The sequence below is a fragment of the Pseudomonas sp. genome, assembly GCF_030698175.1.
Taxonomy (GTDB): domain Bacteria; phylum Pseudomonadota; class Gammaproteobacteria; order Pseudomonadales; family Pseudomonadaceae; genus Aquipseudomonas.
Genome location: NZ_JAUYNT010000040.1, coordinates 21,755 through 32,984, shown reverse-complemented (window position 1 = coordinate 32,984; position 11,230 = coordinate 21,755). Strand labels below are relative to the sequence as shown.

The following is an 11,230-nucleotide window of genomic DNA, read 5'->3' as shown; positions in this document are numbered from 1 at the left end:
TGTCGTCCAGATTGGCTAAAGCGCGGGCCGGGGCTTCGTGCTCAGCCGACCCAGCAACGCAAAAAAATCAGGGTTCAGCTCCCGGCAAACGTCGATCACGGCATTAACCTGAGAGGGGCGTAGCTTGTTGATTCGCTCATCGGTTAGATCGGTCATGCGCTTGAGGCTGGAAAGTGAACAAGTTGGGAACAGCACCTCAGCAACCAAATCAACATCGCTCTCTTGCGCGGCAGCCTCAATCCAGTCGCGAACTTGCAACACTGTCAGCTCGCGGCAAATTACTGGCTGCTCGCCCGCCATCACTTCGCGGGTGTTGGTTGTTTGCATACATTTCTCCAGGTAATAAAAAACCCGCCGGGGCGGGTTTGTGATGAATTAATGGCTGACTACAGCAGTTTGATTATGCTGAGGAAACCCCAAAACAGGATCGCCAGTATGATTGCCGCCGGTATTGCCGCAAGCGCCCACATGACCATAAGGCGCACCATCGAGCCGAACGGCATTTCTACATCAACGACTACGACAGGCTGAGCGGTTCGCGCTTTTAATGCCATGGATATGCGGCTTTCCTCCCTGGCTTCGGCTCTGCCTTGCTCGCGCAGCTGCTCTTCAGCATCAGCGCGCGCATACCCGTCATAGTTAATTCCACAGCTAACGCAATCACTAGGACTCCGTTGAATTTCCGCCAAGCTCGGCTCGTAATCACACTTCGGACACTGCATAAGGCTCCCTCCAATTATTAACAGAAGGGAATTTAACCTATAAGCCAAGGGGCAACCATGTCATCAACCAAACCAGATAAAACACTTATCAAACACGCTGTTCGGGAGCGCTACGGATGGGAACGGCCTGCCAATATTTTCGAGCCGATGAAAGCTGTAGCCATCTCTAAAATTTCAGATGGCGCAATTACCCTTGAAAGGGCAAAGCAACTAGATGCCTTCCTAAAGTTAAACCAACACATCGCTTCCATTTTCCCAAACAACGCGCTGTTTAAAGCACTGCGTAGCGCTCTCGAGCCGGGCGGGTGGACAAGTGAAGCTGAGCACGACCTATTGGTTTTCATTGCTGCTACGTATTCAAACGACGAGCCGTTTGATGACTGGCCCTATCAACTGATAACACCGCTGACGCTATTCGGCGACCTTTACCCTTTAATTTTCAACACTCCGACCGAGCCGGTGAGCCTTGCCGGGAAGCTATGCGGTTTTACAGGGTCATTTACCTGTGGATCCAGATCCCAATGTTTCAAGATGGTACTGGACGCCGGTGGCACTCCCTCTGATGGAGGCTGGTATACCGATTATTTCTTTGTTGCAGATAAGCACATTGAGGTGCAAGCCATCTCCAATGGAATGAGCGACGCCTTACGCCACCGGCAAGTATTCGGGGTTATGCAGATCCTGCCAGAGTCTTATTTTCCCGCATCATTAAGCGCTAAAGCCTGCTGACTCACAGGCACCAGAACCCCGCGCACTGCCGGGGTTCTGGTGCTCTGCGGCTTATTCGACGTCGATAATTTCCATGTACTGCGACAGGCCACCGCCGATGCGGGTTGAGTCTTTTTCGGCCTTGGCGGTGAAGTCCATGCCGTTGAAGGCGTCCGCGATCACCGACAGGCTGGCGGGCGAGTGGTTGACCTTGAACACTTCGATGATCACTGGCTTGCCGGAGCGCGCTTCGTTCAAGCCTTCAAACAGCAGCGAGTAGCGCTTGCCCGAGTTGACCAGCGCCTGAATGTTGGCGTGCTTTGGGTAACCGTAGGAAATATCCAGATCAGCAGCATCAACCACGCTGCCCGTTTCCATGATGGTGATGCCGGCCGGGCTAACCAGGTAGTCGACGCCTTCAACGTAAGTAATCGGGCTGCCACCGGTGGTTTTAACAACCACCAGGCCAGCGCCACCAGTCGGACGACTGAGGCGAATCAGCGCCCCCTTGTAGCCCTTATGGACTTCAGAGGTCACGGTGCCGGCAGCAACATCGGTATTGGCGCCATAGACCGCGCGGGTCATGTTGGCGATGTTGAAGTGGCGGGCGTTGTACTTGATGTCCAGCGACTTTATCCGCTGTACCGACGCATCGGTGCCGCCACCCGGCGTGGTGTGGTCGGCATCTTCAATGGTGTCGGTGCTGGCCTCATAGCTCAGGCCAGAGGCGTTGCCGAGGAAGATGTGGCCCTTGGGGTTTTGCAAATCCTTGAGTGAGAGCTTGCCTGCACCCAGAAACGCGCCGCGTGTATCAGCCATGGTGTTGATCCTCTTGAGTGCCGACTACACCGGTGGCTTGCAGCCAGGCTTGGGTTTCGGCGGTTACTTGGATTGATTCGCCAGCGGCGTAGTCTTGGCCGGCGTGTGTATGGGGTTTCAGCAGCACAACGCTGATCGCGGCGGCCTGCTGGGCAGGCACCGTGGTTTTGTTGCTCATGGGTTAGGCTCCGGCGATAACTACGGACAACTCGACCGGGAACAGCACCGTGGCGGCTGAAACGCCGTCACCGGGCGGGTAAAATTCCGGCGGCTTAATGCGCAGGTCGCGCATTTCTGGCGAGCGCCACGCCACCGGCACACCCGGCGAGGGCGTTAGGCAGCGGATTAGGTCGAGGGTTAAATCTTCAAGCGCGGCCTCGTAGTCGATGCCCGCTTGTACGGCGCCGACAACGCTGAAGCCCAGCGGCACAAGTACCGAATGGCCATCAGAAATGGCAGCCTGTGACGGCTTAGCCTGTTGCACGACGATCAGCGGGAAGCCAACGCCCTGCTCTTTCAGCAACTCATTCAGCCAGCCGGTACGCACATTGGTGCCCGCGCTGGTGATGTAGCCGCTGGCAGAACTGATGGTTTCGAGCCGGGCGATTAGCGCGAGGCGCGCAGCTGTTAGCGGGTTCATGGCGACTCCATGCAGGCGGCGGTGAGCATGTGGCCGTCATCTGCGATGATCGTTTCGACTACAAATCGATCACTGCCAATCACGAACAAGCCGCCGCGGCTAACAGCGCCGACCTCCGCATTGCGGCAAGTAATGCCGACCGCCGTGGAGAGGAAAACGCCATCAGGCCCGGCATGCTGCAGGTTACGATCGATGATCAGCTCAATACCGAGCGCCACGCGACCGCTGGCGTCTCGATAGTCACCGCAGCCATCGTTAAGGCTGGCCATGATTGCGGCGTCCATGCTGGCCAAGGCCTTGCCGAAGCCAGCCATGGTTAACGGGTCAGCTTGATGTTGCCGCGCGGGCGACTGCCCATGTGCAACGGATTCGACTGCGCCTCGCCAGCGACACCCTTATCGAACGGCATACGCTCCAGCTTGCCGTAATAAGGCACGCCCAAAGTGTTGACTGTTTCCATGTAATTGGCCGGAGCAAACACGGTTTTGAACAGACCCGGCACACCCTCCGGCACCAAATAGGCGTCATCATCACCAACGAACGGCACACCCGCGAGCTTGCCGCGATAGCGAATCCAGAGTACGCCAGCGAATTCAAAACCCTGCCGGCGATCACCGCGCAGCGAGGCTGCCGCCTCAGTTGCAACGTAGGTCTCTTTAACAGAATCATCCGAGATCAGAGCAGCCCAAAAGTTCTTACCACACCAGGCAATCGCACCGGTACCTGTGGCATTACCCAGCGCATCCTCCTGCATATCCAGTGCCTCGCCGGCACGAACACTTACATCCACAGAACCAAAGTCCATCTTCAGCTTCTGCTGCTTAATGCCAAACTGGTGGAAAAGATCGACCAAAATGCTGCCATCTTTGTCGAGAACCTGACCTTTGATCGCACCGATGCGTTGATATTCGTGGGTAAGGTCAAGCTGCAGCCGGGTTTTGTTCAGGCGCGCATTGACGACATCCTGCACACCCTGCAACTCAGAGCGATTGCCGAAGGCACGAATACCCTGAATCTCGTCGGCCAGAATGCTGAAGGTTTGCGGCAGGTGAACGCAATTGAAGGGGATCAGTTGACGTTTGCTGCCGATGACCACTTGGCCTGGTGCGCCACGCGGGGCTGCCGCTACCAGTTCAAGAACGTCGCCATCCTTTTCGATCTGCTGGGTGACAGTAGGGCTGCCCTCTTCAGTGAACAGCCCCGAGGCGGCGATCTGCCCAGGGATCTGATGTTCTTCGTTGATGGTGGCGAGCAGCGAGGTGACGCTAAACGCGTCGTCTTCAAAAATGGAAATCTCGGCCATGGTGGGCTCCTAAAAATGACAAACCCCGCAAGCGCGAGGTTTGGGGTGTAGGGGGTTAACGGACGGTGACGTTACGGACGAACGACGATACCCAGAGCAAATAGGTCTGCCCGGCCAGCAGCATCAAGCCCGGTCAAAAGCCGCTCAATGACTTCGGCATCACGCAGTACAGCCACCGCACGAATGTCATTGGTGGTGGCGTCTACCGGGGCGAACAGAATGCCGGCGGCGGCGCGGCGGCCATCGTTGACACCGTCATCATCGTAAGGGGCCCACTCGCCGAGGTTGGCATTTACGGCAATGGTGAAGCCATCATTGACTGCGAAGTCGGCAGTGCCGTCCGCCAGGGTGAAGGTCAGACCGCCACCTGTGAACGCAACACCCACGGTGCCGGTGCCAACTTCATAGCCCTCAGGGTTAGCCAGCGCAAACTTGCCGCCGTTGGCAGCAGCCTCGGTGATGGTCACCGCATAGGCGCCGGTAATGGCTGGGCTGCCAACGGTGAAAGAACCCAGGACACCGTTACCCACGTTGCCAGCTTTGGCGGTTGGCACGGCGGCGTTGGCGCTGGTGATCTTGGCGATCAGCGTGCCGGCTGCGACTTTGCCGCTGCCGGCGCTGATGACAACTTCTTCGCGGCTGCGTGTACCGTTGGCCTCCGAAAGGAGGAACTCACCGGCATGTACGCCTTCAATCTTGATCATTTATGCGCTCCTTTCGAGGCGTTAGGTTTGCGGCTGGCATAGATGGCGCCAGGGTCTGCGGCTTTGCTGGCAATCACCGGGAGGTGGTCATCCAGCGGGGGTTTGTTGTTGAGCTCGACTTTGCTGCTGTTGGTGACGACCTTGTCGAACAGCTTCAGGCGCGCGGCATCGGCATCCAGGCCATCGGTAATCAGTTGCTCAGCATCGCCCGGCAACTTGGCCAGCACGCAGACATCGCGCACCGCCTTGGCGCGCACCAGGTGGGCGGTGACGGCAGCCTGGCTTTGCAGGCCGCTGGCCTTGATCAGCGCGGCAGTGACATTGCCCAGGCCGGCAGCCTGGCAATCGGCAGTGAGCTGGGCGGCTAGGGCCGCTGGATCTACCGTCGGCTCGGGTTCAGGTTCAGGTTCAGGTTCAGGCAGCACCGTATCTGTATCCGGCGACGAGCTAGCCAGCAAGTCACGGGCGGCCTGGGGGGTGTTGCGATAGCGGTTTAGGATCTTGCCGTGGGCGCAGTTGCTGACCTGCGGCAGGCTGCCGGCCAGCACCTCGTCCACGAAGCCAAGCTCTTTGGCCTCGCTGGGCGTTAGCCAGGTTTCAGCATCGATCAGGCGCCGCAGTTCAGCCTCATCAATGGTCAGCGGCCGGCGCTGGTAGCTGGCGACAATGCCCTCCAGCGCCTTGTCCATCATGTCTGCCATCTTGCGCAGCTCGTCGCTGCCGCCGGCCATGAACGTCCAGGGGTTGTGAATCATGAACAGGGCGTTGTCGGCCATTTCCACCCGATGGGCGCCACAGGCCGCCACGCTGCCTGAGCTGAAACAGGCGCCAACGATGCGCGAGGTCGCCCGCTTACCCAGCGCCTGAAGCGCGTTGTGAATGGCGATGCCGTCAAAGAGGTCACCGCCGATGGTGTCGAAGAACACCGTCACTGGTGAGACGCCGTCATCCTTGGATTTGAGGTCGCGGATAAAATCGCCGGAGGTGATCCCCCAGTAGCCAATCTCGCCGTAGATGTAGACCTCAATGGTCTTTTGCTCAGCCTCGCCGACCGCGCGGATGCTGTACCAGTGTTCATTCTGCAGGTCGGGGGCGCCGGCCTTGTTCATGATGCGAGGCTGAGCCAGGGTGCAAACCCCAAGCCCAGCCATGGCAACGGCCAGGGCGAGGCGGAAGTTGTGTTTGAGGTTCATGCGGAGTCCTCTTTATCAACCGCCGGGGCGACGGTGTCGGTTGTGTAGTTGAGCCCGAGCTCGGTGGCGCGGGCGTTGTCCTGGGCGTTCTCGGCATCAACCTGCTCGGCGTCATAGCCGGTGCGCAGTACGTGCTCACTGCGGCTGTTGAGCCCGCCTTTGATTTCTTTCAGCTTGCCTTCAACGTCCTGCACCGGATGGATGTAGGCCCAGCCATGTGGCACCCAGCGAGTGCGCAGGTAGTCGCGGCGCTTGGCGGTGTAGTCCACCAGGGCGATGGCACCCGAGAGCACCGCGGTATCGAGCCAGGCGGCCCGAACCGGACGGCAGAGCTGGAACACGTAGACGCCGAACTGCAGCTGCTCGATGCGGCGGCGGAAGTCGTTGAGCAGTACGCGCAGCACCCGGTCACTGATGTCGCCCATGTCGCCGGTTAGCAGCTCATAGGGCAGACCTACACCTGCTGCAGCGGCCTGAAGTTGCTGCCGCATAAAGTCGACATAGGTATTGCCGGCGTCGGGCGGATCGGAAAACTTGACCTCTTCGCCCTCCATCAGCTCCTGCATGCTGCCGGGCTCAAGCCCGACCAGGGGTGCCCCATCGCTGTCGGCCTTGATGGCCTGACCTGTTACCGGGTCAAGAACCGGCTGGCCATCACTGGCCGGTTTGATGATGAAGCCCGCGAACAGGTTGGAGACCTCCTGCCGGAACAGGACTGCATCGTCGTAGTTGTCCAGGGACTTGAGGCGCAGCAACACCGGCGCCAGACGCGGAACACCGCGCAACTGGCCCGCCTCGGTCGGCTCGAAGATATGCAACACCTCGCTGGCCGCAATTCGGTGCAGGGTGTTGTAGGCATAGCTGTTGGCCGCGCTGTCGCCTGGGTGGGCGGCGTACATCCAGTAGGCAACGCGCTGGCCGATGCCGTTGAACTCGATTCCAGCACGGACGATGTTGCCGCCACGAGTCTTGAAGTTCTTTTCAAGCGGGACGTATTCAGCGGCCAGCAGTTGCAGCTGCAACGGGACAGCGTAACCATCTTCACGTTTGCGATACCGGAGCCGCACGAAGCACTCGCCGCTCTCCTCCACCATGCGAGCGATCAGCGCCTGCTGGCCGTAGAAGTCGGTCAGTCCATCCGCGTCAGACTCATCCGTCCAATCCTCCCAGAGCAGGCGCAGGGCGGTACGGACAACCTGATCGGTGATCATGGCGCGAGGCGTGATACCCGTACCGATGATGCTACTGACGCGCTTGTCGATGGCACTGAAGGCATAGGGATCGTTGCGCACGGCAGCGCGTGAACGCTTACGCAGCGCGGGCAACGCCGGGATGGCGACAGCATTGATGGCGCCATCGGGAGCATCCCAACTGGCAGCTCGACGGCCGGTACCGGCGCCTTCGTAACTGGCCCTGATCCGCTTGGGTGTCATTCGGATACGTTCCATCAGATCCCCTTGCCGCGGCTGTAGAGTCGGCTGATACGCGGACGCGCTGAGCCGGCCACTACTTCCTGAGCGGCCTGTTTGACGTATTGCTCTTCGAGCATTCGCAGGCTGGCCAGCTGGGCGCGATCCAGTTGCCGATCACCCTTGCGAACTGATTGCCCGTTTTCGAGGATGTCTTTGATCGACGCTCGGACATCGTCCAGGCGTTGCTGTGCGCTGCTCATGGTGGCCTCGGTCTATCGACGGCTCAGATACCCACTACTTGAGGTACGCCGGCCAGTTGGCTGAGATGGTGCAGCGGATTTAGCCGCTGGCTTGGGTGCGGCTTGGGACTGCTGTGCTGCTGACTCTTCTTCATCTGCCGCACTGGGTGCCGGCGCCACACGCTCGCCAAACAGGCTGCCCTGGCCAACTGCCGCGCGAAGGTTGCTCCACTGAGGTTCGTGGTACCGATGCAGTCCAAGGAACTGGGCGGCGGCCAGGTTGTAAACCATTAGATCGAGGCCTTCGTTTCGCTCTGACTTGGCCTTCACCCAATCAATACGCCTGAAGCCCTTCACGAAGCGAACTACCTTGCGCTCCGCAACACACTGGTCGAAGAACTCGTCAGGAAGATCCGCCGAAAAATGCAGCGACCCCGGGCCTTCTTCCAGGTGGTAGCGGTTGTAAATCCAGTCTTTTGCGGTGTCGGTGCCGATCATCCACAGCTCGGCGCCTTGTTTTTCCGTCCGACCCCGAGACGTAACATCGACCTTAGACGGCCGCTGAGCCACCACCGGGCGACCGCGCCGACTCGACCCTTTCACTGCCAGCACATTCCGCCAGCGCCGCAGGCGGGTGAACTGATACACCTCGTCGGTGTGATGACCGCCGGAGTCGATACACACAGCACAGATGGACAGATCGACGCCGCTGACGTGGCGATAGCGCCCCTTGAGCTTCTCGTCGAGCAGCGCCCAGGTGCGTTCGTCAGCGGGATCCCCAGATATCACCTGGAAGTCCACCGTCCAGCGCTCCATGCCCTCCCCCCAACCCATCACCAACAGCTCCAGACGGTTGTGCTGGGTATCTACTGCAGCGGTGAGGATCAGCGCACCTGCTGGCACCAGGCCGAGCCGGTGTCCTTCTGCCTCGGCACGTTTGCGCAGTTCGGTTGCCTTGGTAATTTCCTCGGCGCTGTCCCAGAGCCTGGAAAGACGGGTGTTGTAGAACACCTGCATGGAGCCGGGGTCGCCCTTCTCCTGCAGCTTCTTGGCCTCGTCGAACTCCTTGGCCATGTCCGTCCAGCTCAACCACCCGGCCGGCGCGTACAACGCACTCAGGGTGAAGCTGACTGTCTCCCCATCGCCCGTGGCATGCGCCCGCCACTCCCCCGCGGCCAGCATCTTAGCCTTGTGGTGCTCTTCGATCAGAGCGCAACCGGCCACGCAGCACTGGTACTGCACCATGCGGTAGTCGTCGGTGTACTTGAGACCTTCCCACTCCAGAACCTGCATGGTTCCGCAGTGCGGGCACGGCACGTAGTAGTAGCGCTGATCGCCCTGCTCGAACAGGTCCGAGATGCGCGAAACACCCTTCAGGGTGGGGGAGCTGCAGTAGTAGAACTTAGCACGCCGGCCAAATGTAGAGCCTCGGGCCTCGGCTTGCTTTACAGGGTCACCGTCGTTGTCGACATCCAGTTCCCAGCGGTCGATCTCGTCCCCGAGGATGTAACGGGCTGACATCTCGGCCAGGTTGGATGCTGAAGCGGCGGTGAGGCAGTACAGGGCACCGCCTTCGAACTCTTTGGTGTCGAGCGTATTCCGTGCGTCGCGGGAGCGGGACTTGGCCACTCGCTCGGTCAGGATCGGAACTGCTTTTATCGTTTTATCGATGCGGCCCGATACGCGCTTGCTCAGCTTCTCGGTGGGCAACAGCACCAGGATGTTGGCCGGCGCCATGTGGATGCACCCGCCGATCCAGTTCAACGCCACCTGCGTCTTCATGAGCTGGGAGGCGATCATGGTGACCACCCGCTTCGCTGGGTGGACCGGTGATAAGCAGCGCATCACGTCACGGGCATAGGGCGTGCGGTCAGTGTGGTACTTGCCAGGCTCGGCTGCGCCGGTGTCGGCCGGGATCATCTGGTACTTGTCGGCCCACTCATCGATCCACAGCTCAGGATCGGGCATCAGCCCTCGGCGGTATGCCGCCAGGTACGCGGCGGCACCATCAGCATACTGTTGTTCCATGGCTCAGTTCGGCTCCTTGCCGCCGTGCTCAATCTCGACATCGAGTTGCAGCAGCCGGTCGGCGTCTTCCAGGGCACGGCGCAGCGCCTGTGTCAGGCGCCGTTCAATTTCCCAGGGGTCAGTGAGGGTGACCAGTTCGCCCGCGATCTTCGGCGGGATACCCATCAGCAGGTCACGTAGTGCGCGCGCAGAAGTGAAAGCGGCGGAATCAACCAGGGCCCGCTCTACCAACCCACCGCGGCTTTTTCGGTGCTCGTCCTCCGCCAGCAATGCGAGCGCGAACTCGCGGCGTGCTCGGGCTTTCTGGTAGTCCGGCGGCACTTCAGTTCCCGCGCCCACCGAAGGCAGTGCCGGGCTTGGCTCCGCACCTGGAGCTATGTGCGCATACACGCCTTTGTCGACGCGCTCCTGGTGGTGCCTGTCGACCACACCTGCTTTGCTCGGGTCGGCGCTGGCAGCCAGTTTGGCGTCGCTCGCATCAGCGTCGACTTTCCCATCGGCCGTGAGCACTAGCCGATCCTGCTTCACCAGCTTGGACACATACGCGCGTGACCAGCCGCGCCGATCCGCGTACTCCGCTTTGGTCATCAACGCCATGAGGAATACCTGTTAACCACAATGAACCACGGGGGTTAACCGGATTAACCCTGTTAACTAACTTGCAGGCCCAGCCACTAGTGCCAAAACGGGGCTCGAATTACCCTTGCGGAGTCAAAATCCCTAGGGGCCCCTGGCGCGCACCGTATCGATGCATCAGCGCCGTCTCGTTGCCAGGGCTCGGGCCATGGCTAGCTCGAACTGCGCGGGCAGCTGGTCGTCAGCCTCCCGCTCGGCGATGGCAAAGAAGTCCAAGGCCTTGTGGTAGCCAGGCTTACCAACAAAGGCCAGCAGCATGCTCACACCCCCTCGCCCTTTGCCTGTGCGCTCAGCGATGCCAATGGGTGAGCGACCTCGATGCATAACAAAGTAGCGCGCCTTGTTGGCTTGGCTGCGCTTGCTGTCAGTGCTGTTTTGATACCTGTCACCCTGCGCACCAAGACCCGAGATAATCCGTTGCAGCTGTCCCCGGTTCACGTTGCCGAACCCATCGAGCTTCATGCCGGCGCCGGGAACCACATACATCCCGCCCGGCAATATGCCGCGAGCGTGCAACAGGCTCTCAGTGCGTTTGTCGGGCCGCGCGCCGCCGTATATCTCGGGCGTTAGCCACTTGCTGGCCGGGGCGGCTTTGTCTGCCTCGTTCTTCATCCAAACGCGCGCCTGCAACTTAGCCTTTGTCGCCGGGAACAACCGCAGGCTGTCGAGCGTGTAACGCGTTGGGCGATCGAACACCGTACGCATCTCACCCTCAAGGCGCTCCTTGACGCACTTTGCCGTCTCGGTCAGCGCCAGTGCTGTCGCATATGGCAACTGATTGCGCTCCAGCTCACTCAACGCCAACAACTGCGCCTGCAGGCCACTC

The 11,230-nt window shown here is 60.1% G+C and carries 15 protein-coding genes; 1 reads left to right on the top strand and 14 read right to left on the bottom strand.

The genetic code is table 11. The annotated features are described in order from the left end of the window. Positions 1–15: 15 nt before the first annotated feature. Both Q8R10_RS19590 and Q8R10_RS19585 read right to left on the bottom strand, forming a co-directional pair. Complete coding sequence (locus tag Q8R10_RS19590) at positions 16–327, bottom strand: hypothetical protein (RefSeq protein WP_305655678.1); 312 nt, start codon at positions 325–327, stop codon at positions 16–18. A 59-nt stretch (positions 328–386) separates the two neighbouring features. Beyond that, positions 387–722: a hypothetical protein gene (locus Q8R10_RS19585; RefSeq protein WP_305655676.1), complete on the bottom strand. Its 336-nt coding sequence runs from the start codon at positions 720–722 to the stop codon at positions 387–389. Positions 723–779: 57 nt separating this feature from the next. Here Q8R10_RS19585 and Q8R10_RS19580 point away from each other — a divergent pair, with 57 nt between their 5' ends. Further along, positions 780–1,451 carry a hypothetical protein gene (locus tag Q8R10_RS19580; protein WP_305655674.1) on the top strand — a complete coding sequence of 224 codons (672 nt, stop codon included), beginning with the start codon at positions 780–782 and terminating at the stop codon, positions 1,449–1,451. 51 nt (positions 1,452–1,502) lie between these two features. Here the strand turns inward: Q8R10_RS19580 and Q8R10_RS19575 are convergent, their stop codons facing one another. The 12 genes from Q8R10_RS19575 to Q8R10_RS19520 all read right to left on the bottom strand — a co-directional run bounded on the left by Q8R10_RS19575 (position 1,503) and on the right by Q8R10_RS19520 (position 11,208). Then, complete coding sequence (locus tag Q8R10_RS19575) at positions 1,503–2,249, bottom strand: hypothetical protein (protein ID WP_305655672.1); 747 nt, start codon at positions 2,247–2,249, stop codon at positions 1,503–1,505. Next, on the bottom strand, positions 2,242–2,427 hold the full coding sequence (locus Q8R10_RS19570) for a hypothetical protein (protein WP_305655671.1): 186 nt from the start codon (positions 2,425–2,427) through the stop codon (positions 2,242–2,244). Before Q8R10_RS19570 ends, Q8R10_RS19575 begins: the two co-directional genes overlap by 8 nt. A 3-nt stretch (positions 2,428–2,430) precedes the next feature. Further along, positions 2,431–2,889 carry a hypothetical protein gene (locus Q8R10_RS19565; protein ID WP_305655670.1) on the bottom strand — a complete coding sequence of 153 codons (459 nt, stop codon included), beginning with the start codon at positions 2,887–2,889 and terminating at the stop codon, positions 2,431–2,433. Next, a complete protein-coding gene (locus tag Q8R10_RS19560; RefSeq protein WP_305655669.1) occupies positions 2,886–3,203 on the bottom strand; it encodes a hypothetical protein in 318 nt (105 codons plus the stop codon). The genes Q8R10_RS19565 and Q8R10_RS19560 overlap by 4 nt, the downstream gene beginning before the upstream one ends. 2 nt (positions 3,204–3,205) lie before the next feature. Then, positions 3,206–4,192, bottom strand: coding sequence for a major capsid protein (locus Q8R10_RS19555; RefSeq protein ID WP_305655667.1), 987 nt, complete (start codon positions 4,190–4,192; stop codon positions 3,206–3,208). A 71-nt stretch (positions 4,193–4,263) separates the two neighbouring features. Next, the gene (locus tag Q8R10_RS19550; RefSeq protein ID WP_305655666.1) at positions 4,264–4,896 is read right to left on the bottom strand and encodes a head decoration protein; all 633 of its coding nucleotides are present in this window, start codon (positions 4,894–4,896) and stop codon (positions 4,264–4,266) included. After that, complete coding sequence (locus tag Q8R10_RS19545; RefSeq protein ID WP_305655665.1) at positions 4,893–6,089, bottom strand: head maturation protease, ClpP-related; 1,197 nt, start codon at positions 6,087–6,089, stop codon at positions 4,893–4,895. The genes Q8R10_RS19550 and Q8R10_RS19545 overlap by 4 nt, the downstream gene beginning before the upstream one ends. Continuing rightward, positions 6,086–7,537, bottom strand: a complete 1,452-nt coding sequence (locus tag Q8R10_RS19540) for a phage portal protein (RefSeq protein WP_305655663.1) — start codon at positions 7,535–7,537, stop codon at positions 6,086–6,088. Before Q8R10_RS19540 ends, Q8R10_RS19545 begins: the two co-directional genes overlap by 4 nt. Next, a complete protein-coding gene (locus tag Q8R10_RS19535; protein WP_305655661.1) occupies positions 7,537–7,761 on the bottom strand; it encodes a hypothetical protein in 225 nt (74 codons plus the stop codon). The genes Q8R10_RS19540 and Q8R10_RS19535 overlap by 1 nt, the downstream gene beginning before the upstream one ends. Positions 7,762–7,773: 12 nt before the next feature. Beyond that, positions 7,774–9,768 carry a phage terminase large subunit family protein gene (locus tag Q8R10_RS19530; protein WP_305655659.1) on the bottom strand — a complete coding sequence of 665 codons (1,995 nt, stop codon included), beginning with the start codon at positions 9,766–9,768 and terminating at the stop codon, positions 7,774–7,776. A 3-nt stretch (positions 9,769–9,771) separates the two neighbouring features. Continuing rightward, entirely contained in the window at positions 9,772–10,365 is a 594-nt protein-coding gene (locus Q8R10_RS19525; protein WP_305655658.1) for a terminase small subunit, read from the bottom strand. Between the two features lie 156 nt (positions 10,366–10,521). Continuing rightward, positions 10,522–11,208: a hypothetical protein gene (locus Q8R10_RS19520; protein ID WP_371133375.1), complete on the bottom strand. Its 687-nt coding sequence runs from the start codon at positions 11,206–11,208 to the stop codon at positions 10,522–10,524. Positions 11,209–11,230: the final 22 nt, after the last annotated feature.